Annotated in this window: 23 protein-coding genes; 6 read left to right on the top strand and 17 right to left on the bottom strand. The window is 63.9% G+C overall.

What is annotated here, in order from left to right; all coding sequences use genetic code 11:
• Positions 1–119: 119 nt before the first annotated feature.
• From J8I87_RS03780 to J8I87_RS03745, 8 genes are all read right to left on the bottom strand, one after another.
• Complete coding sequence (locus J8I87_RS03780; RefSeq protein WP_209930109.1) at positions 120–977, bottom strand: cytochrome c oxidase subunit 3; 858 nt, start codon at positions 975–977, stop codon at positions 120–122.
• A 156-nt stretch (positions 978–1,133) separates the two neighbouring features.
• A complete protein-coding gene (locus J8I87_RS03775) occupies positions 1,134–1,343 on the bottom strand; it encodes a DUF2970 domain-containing protein (RefSeq protein WP_209930201.1) in 210 nt (69 codons plus the stop codon).
• A 55-nt stretch (positions 1,344–1,398) separates the two neighbouring features.
• Positions 1,399–2,013 (bottom strand): cytochrome c oxidase assembly protein, encoded by a 615-nt coding sequence (locus tag J8I87_RS03770; protein ID WP_209930108.1) that lies wholly within the window; start codon positions 2,011–2,013, stop codon positions 1,399–1,401.
• Between the two features lie 52 nt (positions 2,014–2,065).
• Positions 2,066–2,200: a cytochrome oxidase small assembly protein gene (locus tag J8I87_RS03765; RefSeq protein WP_209930107.1), complete on the bottom strand. Its 135-nt coding sequence runs from the start codon at positions 2,198–2,200 to the stop codon at positions 2,066–2,068.
• Between the two features lie 99 nt (positions 2,201–2,299).
• Positions 2,300–3,913 (bottom strand): cytochrome c oxidase subunit I, encoded by a 1,614-nt coding sequence (gene ctaD / locus J8I87_RS03760; RefSeq protein ID WP_209930106.1) that lies wholly within the window; start codon positions 3,911–3,913, stop codon positions 2,300–2,302.
• A 45-nt stretch (positions 3,914–3,958) separates the two neighbouring features.
• Positions 3,959–5,629: a cytochrome c oxidase subunit II gene (gene coxB / locus J8I87_RS03755; protein ID WP_209930105.1), complete on the bottom strand. Its 1,671-nt coding sequence runs from the start codon at positions 5,627–5,629 to the stop codon at positions 3,959–3,961.
• Positions 5,630–5,706: 77 nt separating this feature from the next.
• Positions 5,707–6,180, bottom strand: a complete 474-nt coding sequence (locus tag J8I87_RS03750; protein WP_209930104.1) for a DUF2244 domain-containing protein — start codon at positions 6,178–6,180, stop codon at positions 5,707–5,709.
• A gap of 279 nt (positions 6,181–6,459) precedes the next feature.
• Positions 6,460–7,419, bottom strand: a complete 960-nt coding sequence (locus tag J8I87_RS03745; RefSeq protein WP_409518721.1) for a methyltransferase domain-containing protein — start codon at positions 7,417–7,419, stop codon at positions 6,460–6,462.
• Positions 7,420–7,657: 238 nt separating this feature from the next.
• Between J8I87_RS03745 and J8I87_RS03740 the strand changes: the two genes are divergently transcribed.
• The gene (locus J8I87_RS03740) at positions 7,658–8,314 is read left to right on the top strand and encodes a ComF family protein (protein WP_245253674.1); all 657 of its coding nucleotides are present in this window, start codon (positions 7,658–7,660) and stop codon (positions 8,312–8,314) included.
• An 18-nt stretch (positions 8,315–8,332) separates the two neighbouring features.
• Positions 8,333–8,803 (top strand): tRNA (uridine(34)/cytosine(34)/5-carboxymethylaminomethyluridine(34)-2'-O)-methyltransferase TrmL, encoded by a 471-nt coding sequence (gene trmL / locus J8I87_RS03735; protein ID WP_209930102.1) that lies wholly within the window; start codon positions 8,333–8,335, stop codon positions 8,801–8,803.
• Here trmL and J8I87_RS03730 read toward each other — a convergent pair.
• The 5 genes from J8I87_RS03730 to J8I87_RS03710 form a co-directional block, all read right to left on the bottom strand.
• A complete protein-coding gene (locus J8I87_RS03730) occupies positions 8,776–9,327 on the bottom strand; it encodes an O-acetyl-ADP-ribose deacetylase (RefSeq protein WP_209930101.1) in 552 nt (183 codons plus the stop codon). The genes trmL and J8I87_RS03730 overlap by 28 nt on opposite strands.
• Positions 9,328–9,463: 136 nt before the next feature.
• Entirely contained in the window at positions 9,464–10,462 is a 999-nt protein-coding gene (locus tag J8I87_RS03725; RefSeq protein WP_209930100.1) for an NAD(P)H-dependent glycerol-3-phosphate dehydrogenase, read from the bottom strand.
• 21 nt (positions 10,463–10,483) lie between these two features.
• Positions 10,484–10,954 carry a protein-export chaperone SecB gene (gene secB, locus J8I87_RS03720; protein ID WP_209930099.1) on the bottom strand — a complete coding sequence of 157 codons (471 nt, stop codon included), beginning with the start codon at positions 10,952–10,954 and terminating at the stop codon, positions 10,484–10,486.
• A 161-nt stretch (positions 10,955–11,115) separates the two neighbouring features.
• Positions 11,116–11,379 (bottom strand): glutaredoxin 3, encoded by a 264-nt coding sequence (grxC, locus tag J8I87_RS03715; protein ID WP_209930098.1) that lies wholly within the window; start codon positions 11,377–11,379, stop codon positions 11,116–11,118.
• Entirely contained in the window at positions 11,376–11,801 is a 426-nt protein-coding gene (locus J8I87_RS03710; RefSeq protein ID WP_209930199.1) for a rhodanese-like domain-containing protein, read from the bottom strand. Before J8I87_RS03710 ends, grxC begins: the two co-directional genes overlap by 4 nt.
• Positions 11,802–11,951: 150 nt before the next feature.
• Here J8I87_RS03710 and gpmA point away from each other — a divergent pair, with 150 nt between their 5' ends.
• The 3 genes from gpmA (at position 11,952) to J8I87_RS03695 (ending at position 15,716) form a co-directional block, all read left to right on the top strand.
• Positions 11,952–12,698, top strand: coding sequence for a 2,3-diphosphoglycerate-dependent phosphoglycerate mutase (gpmA, locus tag J8I87_RS03705; protein WP_209930097.1), 747 nt, complete (start codon positions 11,952–11,954; stop codon positions 12,696–12,698).
• Positions 12,699–13,235: 537 nt separating this feature from the next.
• A complete protein-coding gene (locus J8I87_RS03700) occupies positions 13,236–14,828 on the top strand; it encodes a S41 family peptidase (protein WP_209930096.1) in 1,593 nt (530 codons plus the stop codon).
• A 123-nt stretch (positions 14,829–14,951) separates the two neighbouring features.
• Positions 14,952–15,716, top strand: coding sequence for a molybdopterin-synthase adenylyltransferase MoeB (locus J8I87_RS03695; RefSeq protein WP_209930095.1), 765 nt, complete (start codon positions 14,952–14,954; stop codon positions 15,714–15,716).
• 44 nt (positions 15,717–15,760) lie between these two features.
• Here J8I87_RS03695 and ptsP read toward each other — a convergent pair whose 3' ends face one another.
• Entirely contained in the window at positions 15,761–17,503 is a 1,743-nt protein-coding gene (gene ptsP, locus J8I87_RS03690; RefSeq protein WP_209930094.1) for a phosphoenolpyruvate--protein phosphotransferase, read from the bottom strand.
• A gap of 118 nt (positions 17,504–17,621) precedes the next feature.
• Here ptsP and J8I87_RS03685 point away from each other — a divergent pair, with 118 nt between their 5' ends.
• Complete coding sequence (locus J8I87_RS03685; RefSeq protein ID WP_209930093.1) at positions 17,622–17,861, top strand: hypothetical protein; 240 nt, start codon at positions 17,622–17,624, stop codon at positions 17,859–17,861.
• On the opposite strand, the gene J8I87_RS03680 is transcribed toward J8I87_RS03685, so the two are convergent.
• The 3 genes from J8I87_RS03680 to gshB all read right to left on the bottom strand — a co-directional run bounded on the left by J8I87_RS03680 (position 17,825) and on the right by gshB (position 19,953).
• Positions 17,825–18,094, bottom strand: coding sequence for an HPr family phosphocarrier protein (locus tag J8I87_RS03680; RefSeq protein ID WP_209930092.1), 270 nt, complete (start codon positions 18,092–18,094; stop codon positions 17,825–17,827). The genes J8I87_RS03685 and J8I87_RS03680 overlap by 37 nt on opposite strands.
• Before the next feature lie 94 nt (positions 18,095–18,188).
• Positions 18,189–18,698, bottom strand: coding sequence for a PTS sugar transporter subunit IIA (locus J8I87_RS03675; protein WP_209930091.1), 510 nt, complete (start codon positions 18,696–18,698; stop codon positions 18,189–18,191).
• Positions 18,699–18,996: 298 nt separating this feature from the next.
• Positions 18,997–19,953 (bottom strand): glutathione synthase, encoded by a 957-nt coding sequence (gene gshB, locus J8I87_RS03670; protein ID WP_209930090.1) that lies wholly within the window; start codon positions 19,951–19,953, stop codon positions 18,997–18,999.
• Positions 19,954–20,045: the final 92 nt, after the last annotated feature.

Raw genomic sequence — 20,045 nt, 5'->3', positions numbered from 1 at the left:
TACTGCTCCCGCTACCGTACGCCTGACGTCTGGACCGCGTCAGGCGCCGGGCGCCCGCGGCGCCTTGCCGCGTCGATATGACGCACGGCGCGCAGGCTCTCGCCGCTCGCAACCGGCGCTTACAACCAGTACACGACGACGTACAGACCCAGCCACACGACGTCGACAAAGTGCCAGTACCACGCCGCGCCTTCGAACGCGAAGTGATGGTCGGCCGTGAAGTGTCCTCGGATCATCCGCACCATCACGACTGCGAGCATCGTGCCGCCGAGGAACACGTGGAAACCGTGGAAACCCGTCAGCAGGAAGAACGTCGAGCCGTACACGCCCGATGCGAGCGTCAGGTTCAGCTCGTTGTACGCGTGGAAGTACTCGAAGCCTTGCAGGAACAGGAACGTGATGCCGAGCACCAGCGTCGCGGCGAGCCAGGCGATTGCCTTCTTGCGGTGATCTTCACGCAGCGCGTGGTGCGACACCGTCAGCGTCGCGCCCGACGACAGCAGCAGCGCCGTGTTGATGGTCGGAACGGGCCACGGCGTCATCGACTTGAAGTGCGAGACGAGGTCTGCCGGCCCGATGTTCGGCCAGACGGCCGTGAAGTCCGGCCAGATCAGCTTGTAGTCGAGGCTGCCCAGCTGATGCATCGCGATCTGGCGCGCGTAGAACAGCGCACCGAAGAATGCGCCGAAGAACATGACTTCCGAAAAGATGAACCAGCTCATGCTCCAGCGATACGACGCATCCACGCGCTTGCCGTACATGCCGCCTTCCGACTCCGCGATTGCATCGCCGAACCAGTGGTACAGCACGAAGAGCAGCCACAGCAGGCCGATCAACGCCGTAATGGGCGCCCAGGGCTCGCCGTTCACCCACGCCGCAAACGATGCAAGCAGGACCAGCAGGCCGGCTGCAGCGCTGATCGGGTGCCGCGACGGATGCGGTATGAAATAGTATGGGCTCTCGTTTTGACCGCTCATTGTTGATTCTCCACTTCAGTCCAGTTGTTCCGCTTGTCCGGTTGAATCCACAGCCGACTGCGCTGCTTTCCGGCTCTCTCTCCAACGGCGCGCTGCGTTGCGCCGCCCTGCTCCATTCCATCGGGCGCGATACGGCCGCCCTTGCCTCCCGCCCGCCTAGCCGACCACGGCGCGCACGATCAGGATCAACACCCCAATGAAGATCGCCGCGCCGATCAGCGCTGCGGCGATTACGTGCAGCGGGTTCAGCTGCGTGGCATCCGCTTCCAGATCGCGACGTTTGCGCACACCGAGAAACGACCACATCACCGCCTTCATCGACTGCCCAAAACTGCTCTTTCTGCCGTCGCGACCGCTATCGCTCATATCCTCGCCTTCTTTGGGCAAGCGTCGTTGCCACGCGTCAGGCCGCTCGTCCGGCTTACCCAGCCCTGGCTGGTTTCGCCGCGCTGTCCGCCGCCTGACCTTCCGTGCCGCGCGTCGTGGACGCGGGCGTATTCAGTTCGAAGAACGTGTATGACAGCGTGATCGTCTTCACGTCCTTCGGCAATTTCGGATCGACAACGAACACCACTGGCATCCGCTTCGTCTCGTTCGCCTTCAGGGTCTGCTGCGTAAAGCAGAAACACTCGATCTTCTTGAAATACTCGGTCGCCTGCTTTGGCGCATAGCTCGGAATGGCCTGAGCCTGGATCGAGCGCGCCTGCTCGTTGCTCACCTCGTACATCACCGTCGTCACTTCGCCCGGATGCACGTCCATGCTGTGCTGCTCCGGCTTGAAACCTAGCGGCCCGCGCGCATTCGCGTCGAACTCGATCGAAATCGTGCGGCTCATGTCGACCTGCGTGTTCTTCGCCTCGCGCGCCGTCGCGTCGCGCTGCACGAGGTTGTTGATGCCCGTGACCTCGCAGATCGCGCGATACATCGGCACCAGCGCAAACCCGAAGCCGAACATCAGAAACGCGACGGCGACGAGCTTGAACAGCATCGAGCGGTTAAAAGAACGGTCGGCCCCGGTGGGCGGTTGCGTCGACATCGAGCTTCCTCAACAGATTACGTGCAACGGGACTTCGACTCGTCACGGCAGATCATGGAAACCAGACCTGTTTGACGACGGCACCCAGAAAAAAGACGGCGACGACGGCAATAAGTATCAGACCGAGTCGCAGATTCCCTGCGCGAATGGCTTCAGGCGTTCGTCTTTTTTGTGGATTCCGGGTCATGCTGAACTTTTCTTGGTGCTGTGTTGCTGCAAGGCGCTTCGGTCCAGCCTGTCTGCTCCGGCGCTGCGTGCGCCGGAGCAGAGCTTCGAAAAAAACGGATTACTCGACCGTCGGCGGGTTCTCGAACGTGTGGAACGGAGCCGGGCTCGGCACGGTCCATTCGAGGCCCGTTGCGCCATCCCACGGCTTGTCCGACGCCTTCTCGAGTTCGCCGCCGCCACGGTAGGCGGGCAGCACAACCGCGAACAGGAAGTACACCTGCGCAAGGCCGAAGCCGAATGCGCCGATCGTCGCGACCTGGTTCCAGTCGGTGAACTGTGCCGGGTAGTCGGCATAGCGACGCGGCATGCCGGCGAGGCCGACGAAGTGCATCGGGAAAAACGTCAGATTGAAGAAGATCATCGACGCCCAGAAGTGGATCTGGCCGCGCGTCTCGTTGTACATCCAGCCCGTCCATTTCGGCGCCCAGTAGTACCAGCCCGCGAACAGCGCGAACAGCGAGCCCGCCACGAGCACGTAATGGAAGTGCGCGACCACGAAGTACGTGCCGTGATACTGGATGTCGAGGGGCGCCATCGACAGCATCAGGCCCGTGAAGCCGCCCATCGTGAACACGAACAGGAAGCCGATGGCAAACAGCATCGGGGTTTCGAACGACAGCGAACCGCGCCACATCGTCGCGACCCAATTGAACACCTTCACGCCCGTCGGCACGGCGATCAGCATCGTCGCGTACATGAAGAACAGCTGGCCCGTCACCGGCATGCCCGTCGCAAACATGTGGTGCGCCCAGACCATGAACGACAGGATCGCGATCGACGCCGTTGCGTACACCATCGAGCTATAGCCGAACAGAGGCTTTCGCGCGAACGCCGGGATCACCTGCGAGACGATCCCGAACGCCGGCAAGATCATGATGTACACCTCGGGGTGGCCGAAGAACCAGAAGATGTGCTGATACATCACCGGGTCGCCGCCGCCTGCCGCATTGAAGAACGACGTGCCGAAGTGGCGGTCGAACAGCACCATCGTGATCGCGCCTGCCAGCACCGGCATCACGGCGATCAGCAGATACGCGGTGATCAGCCACGTCCACACGAACATCGGCATCTTCATCAGCGTCATGCCGGGTGCGCGCAGGTTCAGGATCGTCACGATGATGTTGATGCTGCCCATGATCGACGACGCGCCCATGATGTGCACCGCGAAGATCGCGAAGTCCATGCCCGGGCCCATCTGCGTGGACAGCGGCGCGTACAGCGTCCAGCCGGCGGCCGTCGCGCCGCCCGGCGTGAAGAACGAACCGACCAGCAGCACGGCAGCGACGGGCAGCAGCCAGAAGCTGAAGTTGTTCATCCGCGCAAAGGCCATGTCCGATGCGCCGATCTGCAGCGGAATCATCCAGTTCGCGAAGCCGACGAATGCCGGCATGATCGCGCCGAACACCATGATCAGGCCGTGCATGGTGGTCAGCTGGTTGAAGAACTCGGGACGCATGATCTGCAGACCCGGCTCGAACAACTCGGCGCGAATGCCCAGCGCCATCACGCCCCCCGACAGGAACATGATGAACGAGAACAGCAGGTACAGCGTACCGATGTCCTTGTGGTTCGTGGCGAACAGCCAGCGACGCCAGCCATGCGGCGTCTCGTGGGCGTGATCGCCGTGCACATGCTCGTGCCCCGCGACTACATCGTGTCCGATGCTAGACATGACAATCTCCTAAAACGAATGCTGCTTTTTTCTGACTGTGACACGTCAGGCCGCTGGGCTGATTTCAACACGGCGTGCTTCCTTCGCGTCCGCACCGCCCGTGATCGTCTCCGGCTTCTTCAAAAGAATATGGTCTTCGGCGATGCCTGCTGCCTTCAGCGCGTCGCGCACGGCTTCGGCGCGCGCCTTCGCGAGCTTCGCGTTCTTGTCGGCAGCGCCAGTTGCGTCGGTGAAACCCGACAGCGTGACCTTCGCATCGGGATGCGCCTTCGCGTACGCCGCGGCTGCGTCGATGGCCACTTTCGCGTCGGCGGGCAGCGTGCTGCTGTTCGTCTCGAAGTAGATGCTGGCGGGCAGCGATGCTTGCGGCGCCGATGCCGCAGCATTGTCCGAAGCGCCCGAAGCTGCCGCGGGAGCCGATGCGCCCGCTTCGCCGCTTGCCGCTGCCGCTCCGCTCGCGCCTTCCGCGCCGCTCGCCGCCGCATCCGATGCGGCAGCCGCCGCTGCGCCCGCGAGGTGATCGCCGCCCGACGGCAGCCGGCCGTTGCGCGCATCGGCGATCTGCTTCGGTTGCAGGATGTCGCCCGTGTGGTTGCCCCACGAATTGCGTTCGAACGTGATGACGGAGGCGATCTCGACGTCGTTGAGCGTGGGCGCCCACGACGGCATCGCGTTCTTGCCTTTCAGCACGACGCTCACGTGCTCGGCGAGCGGGCCGTTCGCGACCTTGCTGCCGTCGAGCGCCGGGAACGCGCCGCCGCCCTTGCCCGTCGGCTGGTGGCAAACCGCGCAGTTCGCCGAGTAAACCTTGCCGCCGCGCTCCATCAGTTCGGCGAGCGTGTAGTTTTTGTTGGGATCGTCCTGGCCCGCGGCCATTTTCTTCTTCTGGTCGTCGACCCATTTCGCGTAGTCGTCATCGGACAGCACGTTCACGACGACGGGCATGTACGCATGCTCCTTGCCGCACAGCTCCGTACAGAAGCCGCGATACGTGCCGACCTTCTCTGCCTTGAACCACGTGTCGCGCACGAAGCCGGGGATCGCGTCCTGCTTCACGCCGAACGCGGGCACGTACCACGAGTGCACGACGTCGTTGGCAGTGGTGATGATGCGGATCTTCTTGTTGACAGGAACGACGAGCGGATTGTCGACTTCCTGCAGATAGGTGTCCGTGATCGGCGTCTGGCCGTTGACTTCGCTACGCGGCGTAGTCAGCGTGGACAGGTAGCTGATGCCTTCGCCCGGACCCTTCACGTAGTCGTAGCCCCACTTCCACTGATAGCCGGTGACCTTGACGGTCAGATCGGCGTTCGTGGTGTCCTTCATCGCGACGACTGTCCTGGTGGCGGGCAGCGCCATCAGCACGACGATGATGAACGGGACGATGGTCCAGATGATTTCGACGGTGGTGCTTTCGTGGAAATTGGCGGCCTTGAAGCCCTTCGACTTGCGGTGCGCGAAGATCGAATAGAACATCACGCCGAACACGCCGATGAAGATCACCGTGCACAGGATCAGCATGAACGTGTGGAGGCTGTAGAGCTCCTCGGCGATTCTGGTCACTGGCGGCTGGAGATTGATCTCATTGACGCGGGGGCCGCCCGGACTGTCGCCGACTGCAAGGGCGGCGCCGGCGAACAGCAGCCCGCTACACGCCAGCACGCCCATGAGGGCTCGCTTGATTGTTTTCATAGCTTCCTTACCCAAAATTTCCATTCAAACCCTCGACCCCGCTGGAAGGCTGCCCCTCGTCCTGTGGAACGGCGCGCGATTCAATATGCAACTTTTTGCGCCTAACACTGCCTGAGCCACAACCGCAGTTCGTCGGCGAATTGCGCGCGCCGATCTTGCGCAAGATGCAGCCCGACCGTGACACTTTCGCCACGCGAAACCAGCTTGATCCGGTCGCGCGGCGTCGCTCCTGGTTCGACCCGCACCCAACGCGGATTGAATTCGAACTGCGTGAGATGCTCGGCGCTGACCTGTTCGATCACGAGCCGGTTTGGAAACAGCCGGATACGCTCGTAATCGACAGCATGGCGCGCATAGATTGCGAATGCGACGCCGACAGCGAGCAGCTCGATACCTGTGAACGGCAACACCATCCACGCGCCGCACAGGACCAGCAAGAATGCTATCAACAGCGAGAACGCTGCGAGCGAGACATAGAAGAACACGAATTGCCGCGGTGAAACCGAACAATTGCGCTTCATCATCCAGTCTTTGAGGACGGGTTCTGATTCAGCCAGCAGATCGGTTGCATTCATCGCTGCCTCCCGCGAACCGCCAGTCACCGCATACTGCCACTGCCATTCACGCCCAGCTTAAATACCGCTACCCGAACCGCCGCCTCGGGCCTGCCGCTCCAATTGTGGGAACTTTGAGCGACAAACTGACGCATTATAGGGCCGATCCAGGGCATCCACAAGCAACGCTCTATCACCCGCCAAGCCAAGCTGCACAAGCCTCTGCGCCGATTTGACGCAGCTTTTGGCAGGGTTTTCGAGGTGGTAATTTCAGACATAACGGATGCCCTCTTTACCGCCTCAACGATTCTTTTGCCCGCCTCGTCCGATGTCCTCGATCCGCACGATTCCATGCCCTTCCGGCGTCGTGCGGGGCACCGCTTTCCATGCGTGTCCGTAGATCACCTCGAAGGTCAGCGGGATCGTGCCGTCGCCGCGGCGGCGCGCTTCGAGCGCGGCCAGCAGCGCACGGCGCATGCGCTTGGGCGCCGCGCCCGGCGGCACCTCGCGCTCGAACGGATACGCGCCCCAGCGGCGCACGTCCGCAAGCAGCGACTCGGGTGACTTGTAGGTGATGGTGAGCGTCTCCTGGTCCATCACCGGAATCTCGAAGCCGCTTTCAACCAGCATATCGCCAAGATCATGCATGTCGACGAAGTCGATCACATGCTTGCGCGAGCTCGCGCCGTGCGCAGCCTCGATTTCGGCGTAGGCGCCGCGCAATTCTTTCAGCGTGTCGGGTCCGAGCGTGCTGAACATCAGCAAGCCGTTGACCTTCAACACCCGCTGCCATTCGGGGAACACGAGATCGGGCCGCGAGTGCCAGTGCAGCGCGAGATTCGACCAGATGAAGTCGAATGCGCCCGAAGCGAAAGGCAACGCGGAAAAATCGGCCTGCGCGAAGCGCGGTCCCCGGGAGCCAAGCGCCTTGCCGAGCGAGGCGGGCAGAAAGCGCCGCCAGCTCGTGTCGGCGGCGTCGTGCGTGACGGCGCGAGCGAGCATCGCTCGCGAAAGATCAGCGCCGAACACGGGCGCTTCGGGAAAGCGCTCGCGCAACGAAGGGAGATCGTCGCCCGCGCCGCAGCCCGCATCGAGCACCTGCGCCGGGTTCACCTTGATGTAGTCGAGCCGCTCGCGCATGCGTTGAGCGATCTCGCGCGGCAGGAACGCGACGTCGTCGAACGTGGCGGCCCGGCGGTCGAAAATCTTCCGAAGACGGCGCGAATCATAGGCCGGACGGCTAGTTTCGGTGGGAGACACGGTTATGGAGTCGTACGGACGAAGAGTGCGAAGTATACTCGCTCGATTCCGTCCCTTCAGTGTCAGCGGCCTCGGGAGGCCTGTCGATATGCCGAAATGGGCTTTTCGGTGGTCTCTCGCGCCTCTTTCGCGACGACCGTTACGTGACCGGTTTGTCGGACTCGCGCAACGATCCATCTCGAAACTACGGGCGCTCGCGTGGTTCGCGTTGCCGACTCCGTGCGCCTTATGCGGCAATATGTCGCATAAGACTCTGTGCGGCTTTTGCGACGAAGCATGGTGGAACGAAGCGCGGCTGCGCTGTACCGTGTGCGCCGTACCGTTGAGCGGCTTTCGGCGCGCGAGCGTCATGCGCTATCGATGCGGCGATTGCATCTCAGCGCCGCCCGCGTTCGACGCGACGGTGGCGCTCGCCGACTATCGGGCGCCGCTTGACGCGCTTGCCGTCGGCCTCAAGTTTCGCGCCCGGCTCGCGCTGGCGCATGAGTTTGCGCGGCGGCTCGCAAGTTCCGCGATGGACGCGCTAGACGAACGCGATTGCCCGGACGTCGTCGCGCCCGTGCCATTGTCGGCGCGGCGGCTCGTCGAGCGCGGCTACAACCAGGCATGGGAAATCGCCCGGCCCTGCGCGAAAGCGCTGGGCATTCGCAGCGACGCGACGCTCGTGCGGCGCGTAATCGACACGGCGCCGCAATCGAAGCTCGATCTCGCTGCGCGCCGGCAGAACGTCGGGCGCGCGTTCGAAGTGGCAAGGCCCGTGCGCGGGCTGCATGTCGCGATCGTCGACGATGTGATGACGACGGGCGCGACGCTCGATGCACTGGCGCGCACGCTGAAGGCAGCCGGCGCGCGGCGCGTGACGAATCTCGTCGCGCTTCGCACACCGAAAAACTAGTTTTCGACTCACCCGCTTATGTTCAACGTCGTTCTCGTCGAGCCTGAAATTCCGCCGAACACCGGCAACGTGATCCGCCTGTGCGCAAACACGGGCGCGCGCCTGCATCTGATCGAGCCGCTCGGCTTTCCGCTTGACGACGCCAAAATGCGCCGCGCCGGTCTCGACTATCACGAGTACGCGCAAATGCACGTGCATCGCAACTGGGACGCACTGCTCGACAGCGAAGAGCCGAACCTCGCGCGCATGTTCGCGTTCACGACGCGCGGCTCCAGCCCGTTCCATTCGCACGCGTTCAACCCTGGCGACTGGTTCGTGTTCGGCGCCGAAACGCGCGGCCTGCCGGACGCCGTGCTGAACCGCTTTCCGGACGAACAGCGCGTGCGCCTGCCGATGCGCGCCGGCAACCGCAGCCTGAACCTGTCGAACACGGTGGCTGTCGTCGTCTTCGAGGCATGGCGTCAGGCGGGATTCGAAGGCGGCGCCTGAAGGCGCCCGTCGAGTCCTGCCTGGTAGCGCGAGTACATCGCCTCGTCGAAGCACGCGAAGATCACGCGTTCGATGGAAGGCGCTTTCGGCAATGTGTCGATGATAGTTTGAACGGCGATGCGCACCGCATCGTCGGCCGGAAAACGATAGATGCCGCAACTGATCGCCGGGAATGCGATGCTCGACAGGTGCGCATCGCGCGCGAGTTCGAGCGAGCGCCGGTAGCACGAAGCCAGCAACTGCGGCTCGCCGCGCTCGCCGCCGTGCCACACGGGTCCGACCGCGTGTATCACGTGACGCGCCTTCAGCCTGTGACCGGCTGTCATCTTCGCGTCTCCTGTCGCGCAGCCGCCTAGCGGCTCGCATTCGCGCAAAAGGTCCGGTCCGGCCGCGCGATGAATCGCGCCGTCGACGCCACCTCCGCCGAGCAATGACGTGTTCGCCGCGTTGACGATCGCGTCGACGTCGAGCGTCGTGATGTCGACGACGCGCGCCTCGAGCGTGCAACGGCCAATGGTGAGCATGGGGAAACCTCCGTATCGATCACAGCAACGATACGAAGTGGACAGCAAAAGAGGCGAGCCGTTCGGCGCTAGCCTTTACCGGCTGCGTTACAAGTCTTTCGACCAGACCTGGGCACGAAGGCCGCCTTTTTTTCGACTACTCCGCCTTGGCGTCCCGGCGCAGCAGCGCGCTCACCGCGTCCCGCGGCGCGACGCCGTTGAACAGCACGTCGCAGACAGCCTCGGTGATCGGCATTTCGATGCGCTTGTCCCGCGCGATTGACAGCACGCCGCGCGCGCAGCGCACGCCTTCGGCGACGTGACCGAGCGCGCCCAGGATATCGTCGAGCGAGCGGCCGCTGGCTAGCTGCATGCCGACCGTGCGGTTGCGCGACAGATCGCCCGTCGCGGTCAGGATGAGATCGCCGAGCCCCGTCAGGCCTGTGAAAGTCTCGGCGCGGCCGCCGAGCGCCGCGCCGAGGCGCGACATTTCCGCCAGACCGCGCGTGATCAGCGCCGCGCGTGCGTTCAGGCCGAGACCGAGACCGTCGGCGATGCCGGTGGCGATCGCCAGCACGTTCTTCACCGCGCCTCCGACTTCCACGCCGACTACGTCGTCACCGCTATAAATGCGCATCGCGCCATGATGGAACGCCGCGACGGTCCGCTCCCGGCACGCCGCCGACGCGCTCGCCACCGTCAGCGCGACGGGCAGCCCCTGCCCCACTTCGCGCGCGAAGCTCGGGCCGGACAGCACGCCATTGCTTGAATGTCCGCCCAGTTCCTGCGCGACGGCCTGATGCGGCAGCAATTGCGTATCGGCTTCGAAGCCCTTGCAGAGCCAGACGATATGCGCCGGCACCTTGCCCGCGTCGCGCATCGTGCGCAGCATCGCGCGCAAGCCCGCGACGGGCGTCGCGATGACGCACAGCGTGTCATCGGCGAGCGCGTGATCCAGCGCGAAGGCGAGGTTCGACTCGAACTGAAGCGCGCACGGTAACGCAACGCCGGGCAGATAGCGGGCGTTTTCGTGCGATGTGGTGAGTTCGGCGATGAGCGCGGCATCGCGCGCCCAGAGCACCGTGTCGTGACGCGCGGCCAGATGGCCGGCGAGTGCGGTGCCCCATGCACCGGCGCCGAGAACCGCGACCTTCATAGCCGGCACCGCCCGCGTGCGTCAGTGGTGCGCCGCGCTGCCCGCGCCGCCTTCTTGCGCGGCGATCTGTGCGACGCGTTGCTCGTACAGCGCCTGGAAGTTGATTTCGGCCAGGTGGATGGGCGGGAAGCCCGCGCGGGTGATCGCGTCGGCGATGTTGGAGCGCAGATACGGGAACAGGATGGTCGGGCAAGCAATGCCGACGAGGGGATCGATCTGCTCAGCCGGAATGTTGCGGATGTCGAAGATGCCTGCCTGCTTCGCTTCGATCAGGAACGCGACCTTGTCGTTGACCTTGGCCGTCACGGTGCCCGTGACGAGGATTTCGAACACCGTGTCCGCGAGACGCTCGGCCTTCACGTCGACTTCGACTTCGACCGACGGCATTTCCTGCTCCAGGAAAATAGCCGGCGAGTTCGGCTGCTCGAGCGACATGTCCTTCAAATAGATGCGCTGGATATTGAAGAACGGCTGGTTGTTGTCGTCGGACATGGTTTTCTGCTCCCTATATTTCGTTGCGGCGGACAGTGCCGCCAGATCTCATGGTGTTTCAGGCCGCCCCGAGGGACGGCGTCCAGCCAGCCGGTGCGAACCGCGCGAAAGCGCTGCCCGGCTTTCTCGTTTTTTCGCTGCCCCGCCGCACCGATTCGACGTCAGGCGGCGGCTTCGAGCAGCGGCGTCAGACCGCCCGCGCGATCGAGCGCGGACAGATCGTCGTAACCGCCGACGTGCCTGTCGCCGATGTACACCTGCGGCACCGTGCGACGGCCCGTACGCGTCATCATTTCCTGACGGCGCGCCGGATCCTTGTCGATCAGCACCTTTTCGATGTGCTCGACGCCGCGCGACTTTAGTAGACGTTCGGCCATCTGGCAATACGGGCACACCTGCGTGCTGTACATGATCACTTTGTTCACTTCGCAACTCCTTGTTTGACGACGGGCATGCCGGCCTGCTGCCAGGCGTTCACACCGCCTTCCAGCACGTGCACTTCCGCATAGCCTGCGTCGCGCACGATACGTGCCGCCTTGTTCGACTGCTGTCCCGTCTGGCATACCAGCAGCACCGGGTTGCTCTTATTCTTCCCGAGTTGGCTGACTTTCGCTTGCAGCTCGCCAAACTCGATCTGGCGCGCCGACGGCAGATGGCCGCTGGCGAACTCGGCCGCGGGCCGCAGATCGATGACGATGGCGTTGCGGCGATTGATCAGCTGCGTGGCGGCAGCCGCCGACAGGCCGCCGCGTCCGCGCCGGGAAATCGACGGCCACAGGAGCAACGCCCCGGAGACGAGGGCAATCGCAATCAGTACAAGGTTGGTGTAATCGGTGAAAAACTTCACGGAAGATCCGCCGGAAAAAAGGAAGGAATCGGATAAATCGGAAAGGGCAATCCGACCATTATAAAATAACCGTTTGACGCGATGGCGACCGCCAGCCGCAGGCTGCCGTTCCGCCCCGATTACCGCTTCCTCACTACCGACCGGCACGACATGTACAAACTCGTTCTCATCCGCCACGGCGAATCGACGTGGAACAAGGAAAACCGCTTCACCGGCTGGGTCGACGTCGACCTGACCGAACAGGGCAACCTCGAAGCGCAGCAGGCGGGCACGCTGCTGAAAGACTCGGGCTACACGTTCGACATCGCGTACACCTCGGTGCTCAAGCGCGCGATCCGCACGCTCTGGCACGTGCAGGACAAGATGGATCTGATGTACCTCCCCGTCGTGCACTCGTGGCGTCTGAACGAGCGGCACTACGGCGCGCTGTCGGGCCTGAACAAGGCCGAGACGGCCGCGAAGTTCGGCGACGACCAGGTGCTGGTCTGGCGCCGCAGCTATGACACCCCACCGCCCGCACTGGAGCCGACCGACGAACGCACGTCGTACAACGATCCGCGCTACGCGAAGGTGCCGCGTGAGCAGCTGCCGCTCACGGAATGCCTGAAGGACACCGTCGCGCGGGTGCTGCCCGTCTGGAACGAATCGATCGGGCCCGCAATCAAGTCGGGCCGCAAGGTATTGATCGCCGCGCACGGCAACTCGATCCGCGCGCTGGTCAAGTATCTGGACAACATTTCCGACAGCGACATCGTCGGCCTGAACATTCCGAACGGCGTGCCCCTCGTCTACGAACTGGACGAGGACCTGAAGCCGATCAAGCACTATTACCTCGGCGATCAGGAAGCGATCGCCAAAGCGCAGGCCGCTGTCGCCAAGCAGGGCAAGGCGGGCTGAGCACGGCTGCGGCGTCCTACGCTGGGTACGGGCGTGGCCCACAGCGCTGTGGGCCACGCGGTGGTCGGGCCACGCTGTCGGACGCACTATTTACCTTACCGGCCGCTTTTCGTCCATGTTTCGCGCGATCTTGCGCGGGCTCCTGGAATTGTACGCGCTTACTCCCGCTTTACTGACAGCACTGCCATGTACGCGCCATATTCCCGCCACACCGGCGCCGCAGGTGTCGCGGGCAGGAGCCGCGCGCAACGGCGATCCATACCGATGCATGCGCAACGGTATTGGCGAATCACCCCGAATCACCCGATTCATCCCGAACCACCCCGAATCACCCTATACGTAGCGCCATTTTTGGCATTGCTGGCGTCGGCCAGCGCACATTCGTTCCCCGGGGCGCCAGCGATCCTTAGAACCTCGCTGCGCGTGCGCTGTCGAACCCCGATCAACCGACCCATACAGGCCGTGCGAGCGTCACGTTATACTTGTCCGTCCTTTATCCTTTGACGCTGCCACGCGCTTCCGACCGCAACATACTCTATGCGAAAGAACCTGAAAAACATCGGCCTTATCGCCGCGGGCCTCGCTACCGGCGTTTTTGCAACCCTGCAACTCAGCGCCTCGGCCCAGCAACCCGCGTCCTCGCCGCTGCCGCTCGACCAGCTGCGGCTCTTCGCCGAAGTCTTCGGGCAGATCAAGCATGAGTATGTGGAGCCCGTCGACGACAAGAAGCTGCTGACGGCCGCGATCAAGGGCATGGTGTCGAGCCTCGACCCCCACTCGTCGTATCTCGACAAGACCGACTATGAAGAGCTGCAGGAACAGACCAAGGGGCGCTTTGCGGGCCTCGGCATCGAAATTTCGCAGGAAGACGGGCTGATCAAGGTCATTTCGCCGATCGAAGACACCCCCGCGTTCCGCGCCGGCATCCGCCCCGGCGACCTGATCACCCGCATCAACGACAAGCCCGTGCGCGGCATGACGCTGGACAAAGCCGTCAAGCAGATGCGTGGCGAGCCGGGCACAAAGGTCACGCTGACCATCTTCCGCAAGACCGACGACCGCACGTTCCCGCTCACGGTGACGCGCGCGATCATCAAGGTCCAGAGCGTGAAGGCGAAGGTCCTCGCACCGGGCTACGCGTACGTGCGCATCACCAGCTTCCAGGAGCGCACGGTGCCCGACCTCGCAGCCAAGCTGCAGGACATCGCGCGCCAGCAGCCGAACCTGAAGGGCCTGATCCTCGACTTGCGCAACAACGGCGGCGGTCTGCTGCAAAGCGCCGTCGGCGTCGCGGGCGCGTTCCTGCCGCCCGATTCCGTCGTCGTGTCGACCAACGGGCAGATTCCGGACTCGAAGCAGGTCTATCGCGACACCTATGACAACTATCGCCTGCCGTCCTTCGACGGCGATCCGCTGAAGAGCCTGCCGCCCATCTTCAAGACCGTGCCGATGATCGTTCTGACCAACGCGTACTCGGCGTCGGCGTCGGAAATCGTCGCGGGCGCGCTGCAGGATCAGCATCGCGCGCTGATCGCCGGCAAGACGACGTTCGGCAAGGGCTCGGTGCAGACCGTGCGTCCGATGACGGCGGATACGGCGCTGCGGCTGACCACCGCCTACTACTACACGCCGAGCGGCCGTTCGATCCAGAACAAGGGCATCCGTCCCGACGTCGCGGTCGATCAATATGCGGACGGCGATCCCGACGACGCGCTCGTCACGCGCGAAGTGGACTACTCGAACCACCTTGCGAACACGCAGGACCCGAACGAGAAGAAGGAACAGGAACAGCGCGAACAGGAGCGCATGGACCAGTTGCGCCTGCTCGAAGAGCAGAACGATAAGAAGACGCCGGACCAGCGCGCGAAGGATCGCGATCGCAAGCCGGTCGAGTTCGGTTCCGCCGACGACTTCATGCTGCAACAAGGCCTGAACAAGCTCGAAGGCAAGCAGGTGATCGAATCGAAATCGCTGATGGAGCGTCGTCTCGCGCAGAACAAACCGGCGCAATCGGCGTCGGCGCCTGTTGCCGTGAAGCCGGCGCTGCCGTCCACGCCGACGGCGACAAACCCGGCGGCGCCCGCGTCGGCGACGGCGCCGGCGTCACAACCGGCCACGCCGACCAAGTAAGCGTCACCCGTGTCTTCGCGGCGTGCCGCGAAGACACTTTCCCCGCGCGATTAGAATAACGAGAACCGCGCCGCATTCCCTCTCCCGCGCGCGCGACCACTACGACACGCGCCGCGCCCCGCCATGAACGACGACCAACTTCTGCGCTATTCCCGCCACATCCTCGTCGACGAACTCGGCATCGAGGCTCAGCAACGCTTTCTCGATGCGCACGCCATTGTCATCGGCGCGGGTGGGCTGGGCTCCCCGGCGGCGATGTATCTGGCGGCAGCGGGCGTCGGCAAGCTGACGCTCGTCGACGCCGATACCGTCGATCTCACCAACCTGCAGCGGCAGATCCTGCATGTGACGAAGTCGGTGGGACGGCTGAAGGTCGAGTCAGGACGCGACACGATCGCGCAACTGAACCCGGACGTCGAAGTAAACACAGTGGCCGAGCGCGTCGATGACGCGTGGCTCGATCACACCGTGCCGCAAGCGTCCGTCGTGCTCGACTGCACGGACAACTTCGCGACCCGCCACGCGATCAACCGCGCGTGCGTCGCGCATCGCGTGCCGCTCGTATCGGGCGCGGCGCTGCGGTTCGATGGCCAGATCAGCACGTTCGATTTCGGCAACGACGACTCACCCTGCTACGCCTGTGTGTTTCCGGAAGACCAGCCGTTCGAGGAGGTCGCCTGCTCGACGATGGGCGTGTTCGCGCCCACGGTCGGCATCATCGGCGCGATGCAGGCGGCGGAAGCGCTGCGCGTGATCGCGGAGATCGGTGAGCCGCTGGTGGGCCGCCTGATGATGCTAGATTCGCTTCGGATGGAGTGGAACACGATGCGCATCGCGCGCCAGCCCGACTGTCCCGTGTGCGGCGAGCGGCACCGTCCGTCAGTTTGACTGTAACGCCGGAAGGTCCACGAAGCAGCGCCTGAAGAAGCGCGTCAGGCCTGCGCGACGCGCTCCAGCGCCGATTGGACCTCTTCCGGCTCGAACGCGGCCAGCACGTCGGCGACGGGCTTCTCCAGCGTCTTCAGATGCGAGCGCAGGATTTCCTGCTTGACGAGCAGCAACTGGCTCGGGTGCATCGAGAATTCCGTCAGCCCCATGCCCAGCAGCAAACGCGTCAGCGACGGATCACCCGCCATTTCCCCGCAGATCGACACGGGCACGCCCGCGCGCTTTGCCTCGCGCAGCGTGAAAGCGATCAGATGCAGCACTGCGGGATGCAGCGGGTCGTACAGGTGCGCGACCGCGTTGTCGGCGCGATCGATCGCGAGCGTGTACTGGATCAGGTCGTTGGTGCCGATCGACAGGAAATCGAGCCGCTTCAGGAACAGCGGCAACGCGATCGCCGCCGCCGGAATCTCGATCATCGCGCCGACGCGGACGTTCGGATCGTAGGCGAGCCCCGCGTCGTCGAGTTGACGCTTGGCTTCCTGGATCAGGTCGAGCGTCTGGTCGATCTCACGCGCGTGCGCGAGCATCGGAATCAGAATCTTCACCGAGCCGAACGCCGACGCGCGCAAGATCGCGCGCAACTGCGTGAGGAACATGTGCGGCTCGGACAGGCTCCAGCGGATCGCGCGCAAGCCCAGCGCCGGGTTGGGCGCCGTCTCGAACTCGTCGCCGATCGAATCGAGCGGCTTGTCCGCGCCGACGTCGATCGTGCGGATCGTCACGGGCATACCGTTCATCAACTCGACCGCGCGCTTGTACGCGGTGAACTGCTCTTCCTCTTCCGGCATCCCGTCCTTCTGGTTCATGAAGAGGAATTCGGTGCGGAACAGGCCGATGCCCGTCGCGCCTGCATCGAGCGCGGCCTGCGCGTCGTCGGGCAGCTCGATGTTCGCGCACAGTTCGATGCGCGTGCCGCATACCGTCTGCGTCGGCGAAAACTTCAGGCGTTGCAGCTTGCGCGCTTCGAGTGCCTTCTCGCTCTGCCGGTACGAGTACTCTTCGAGCACGATGGGCGCCGGATCGACGATCACGATGCCGTGATCGCCGTCGACGATGATCAGATCGTCCTGACGGATCAGCGCGCTCGCGTGCTGCACGCCGACCGTGGCAGGAATACCGAGACTGCGCGCGACGATCGCCGTATGCGACGTGCGGCCGCCGAGATCCGTGACGAAGCCCTGGAACGTCTGTGTCTTGAACTGCATCATGTCGGCGGGCGCGATGTCGTGCGCCACCACGATCATTTCGTCGCAGCGGCCATGAATGCCGTTGATCAGCGCGCCCGACGCGCCCGCGAGCGCCTTCAGCACGCGCTCGACCACCTGTTCGATGTCGGCTTTGCGCTCGCGCAGGTATTCGTCTTCGACTTCGTCGAAGTGACGCGTCAGGCGTTCGAGCTGCTCCGTCAACGCCCATTCGACGTTGTAGCGGCGCGTGCGGATGAGGTCGATGGTTTCCTGAACGAGCATGGGATCGTTCAGGATCATTGAATGTACGTCGATGAAGGCGCCCATTTCGGTGGGCGCGTCGGCGGAAAGATCGCCGCGCAGTTCATCGAGTTCGTAATGCACCGTCGTTTGCGCCGTGCGAAAACGCTCCACCTCGCCTTCGATCTGCGTAGGCTCGATCAGATAGTGGTCGACGTCGAGTGCAGCCGGGGCGATCAGATATGCCCGCCCGATGGCGATACCGCGTGACACGGGAATTCCATGCAGCGTGAACGACACGCGCACCTCCTCTAGTTGTGTAATGCCGCGGCAAACCGCTGCAGTGCTCTCAGACCCCGCCGATCATTATAAATTCCGTACCGCGTAACGGCGCTGTGCAGCGCAGCATGCAACGGGATTGCGCAACGGCCTCGAGGCTCTCGTCGAGCTTGCAATGCATCTGTTTTCGGCATTCGCATCGCCGGGCATCGCCGCTTTCATCGACAGAAGCAACAGAATGCCGCGTGCGCGACGCGCCTCGGACAAACTCGACGGCCAAAATGGAAACGCCGCGACATTGCGCGGCGTTTTCTTCCAGAACGAAAGCGGCAGCCGTCTTTTTTATTGTCCCTCGCCGAATTTGTCGGCGATCAGTTGAAGCAGCGCATCCATCGCTTCTTTTTCGTCCGAGCCTTCCGTCTCGATGACCACCGTGCTGCCGATGCCCGCCGCCAGCATCATCACGCCCATGATGCTCTTCGCGTTGATGCGCCGGCCGTTGCGGCTCATCCAGATTTCCGACTGAAAGTTGGCGGCAAGTTGTGTCAGTTTGGCCGACGCGCGAGCGTGCAGCCCCAATTTGTTCACAATCGTCGTTTCCTGTTGCAGCATGAATGGGTCCGATGCGCTGATGTTGAAGTGATCGAAATTTAGACGGAAAGCCGCCACGCGGTGCGCGTGCGTTGCTGCGCACGGCACGGAGCGCTCATGCGTCGTTCCCGGTGCAGCCGGTGTAGCCGCCCGCCTTGCAGGTCTCGGCAAGCGCGCTGTCGGGTGGTGTCGCGGGAATACAGTCGTCGGTGTTCGTGACGGAAGCGGCAGGCGGGGTCGCCGGCCCGACGGAATGAATGCCCTTGGTCGCGCCCGCCAGCGCCTTGTCGACGAGCACGTCGAGCGGCGTCGCGCGGTAACAGACGGCGCGCACCAGCATCGGCAGATTCACACCCGCGAGCACGCGCACGTCGGGAATCGTCGCGAGCCGCCCCGCGATGTTCGACGGCGTCGCGCCGAACATGTCCGTCAGCACGAGCGCGCCGTTTTCTTCCTTGAGCCTGTCGATTTCCGAATGCGCGAACGATACGACCTCTGCGGGATCGCAATCCGGCGACACGTCGATGACGCCGATGCGGGCGGGCAAGCCGCCGTAAATGTGAGCGACACACTCGCGTAGCGCGGTGGCGAAGGGAGCGTGTGCAATGATCAGAATGCCTGCCATGTCAGCCTTGCTGCAGAAAACCGCCCGAAAATCGCGGCCGTGCTTCCGGGACGCCGCGATTGTGCCAAACCCAAGGCCAGACACGGCGAACGGAAAAGCAGGTCCATCGAACTCGCCTGAGATCGGGCCGCCAAGGGGCCGGATCACGCGGGCCCTCGCGGGCCGCTTTCAGGGGAGCGGGCATTGTAACAGCCTCATTTTCACGCTTTCGGCCTTTTCACGCTTGGCTGGCCCATCATGGACGGGTCGACAGCGCGTCAATTTCCAACCCTGAACATGGCGGCACGCACGCACCGCTTCAACCGACGGCTTTCTCCAGTGCGTCGATGAACATGCCTGCGACGTCGAAGCCCGTCTGATCCATGATCTCGCGAAAGCACGTCGGGCTCGTGACGTTCACCTCGGTCAGCCAGTCGCCGATCGCATCGAGCCCGACGAGCAGCAGGCCGCGCGCTTGGAGCACCGGGCCCAGGGTCTCGGCGATCTCGCGATCACGCGCCGTCAGCGGCTGCGCGACACCCAGTCCGCCCGCCGCGAGATTGCCGCGCACCTCGTTGCCCTGCGGAATGCGCGCGAGCGAGTACGGCACCGGCTGGCCGCCGATCAGCAGAATGCGCTTGTCGCCCGATTTGATCTCGGGAATGAACTTCTGCGCCATCACTGAGCGCGCTCCGTCGTGACTCAGCATCTCGACGATCGAGCCGAGGTTCATGCCATCCGCCTTCACGCGGAACACGCCCATGCCGCCCATGCCGTCGAGCGGCTTCAGGATCACGTCGCCATGTTCGGCGTGGAACGCGCGCAGGCGGGCGGGATCGCGCGTGACGAGCGTCGGCGCGACGAACTGCGCAAACTCGCCGATCGCCATCTTTTCCGAGTGGTCGCGGATGGCCTGGGGCTTGTTGAAGATGCGCGCGCCCGCGCGCTCGGCCAGCTCGAGCAGCCAGGTCGAGGTCACGTATTCCATGTCGAACGGCGGGTCCTTGCGCATCAGCACCGCGCCGAAGCTCGCCAGCGCGCGCGGCTCGACGGGCTGCGCTTCGTACCAGACGTCGCGGTGGCCATCCGACCGATCGCCGACGATTTCGAAACGGTACAGGTTCGCCTCGACGCCGCTGCCCGTCCACGCCAGATGCTGCGGCTCGCACGCGTACAACGTATGGCCGCGCTTCGCGGCCTCGGCCATCATCGCGTAGGTCGAATCCTTATAGATCTTGAAGCGGGAAAGCGGGTCGGCGATGAAGAGAATGTCCATGGAGTTCCTGATGCGCCCTCGCGGGCCTCACATTGTTCGTCGTGGCGTACGTCAGGCGAATGCGCCGAAGCGGCGCGCCCCACGTGCCGTTG

Origin of the sequence: Paraburkholderia sp. LEh10, from assembly GCF_017814945.1 — a bacterium.
In the GTDB taxonomy this organism is placed as follows: Bacteria; Pseudomonadota; Gammaproteobacteria; order Burkholderiales; family Burkholderiaceae; genus Paraburkholderia.
Note: the sequence above shows the minus strand (reverse complement) of the source record. Positions and strands in the feature narration are given on the sequence as shown.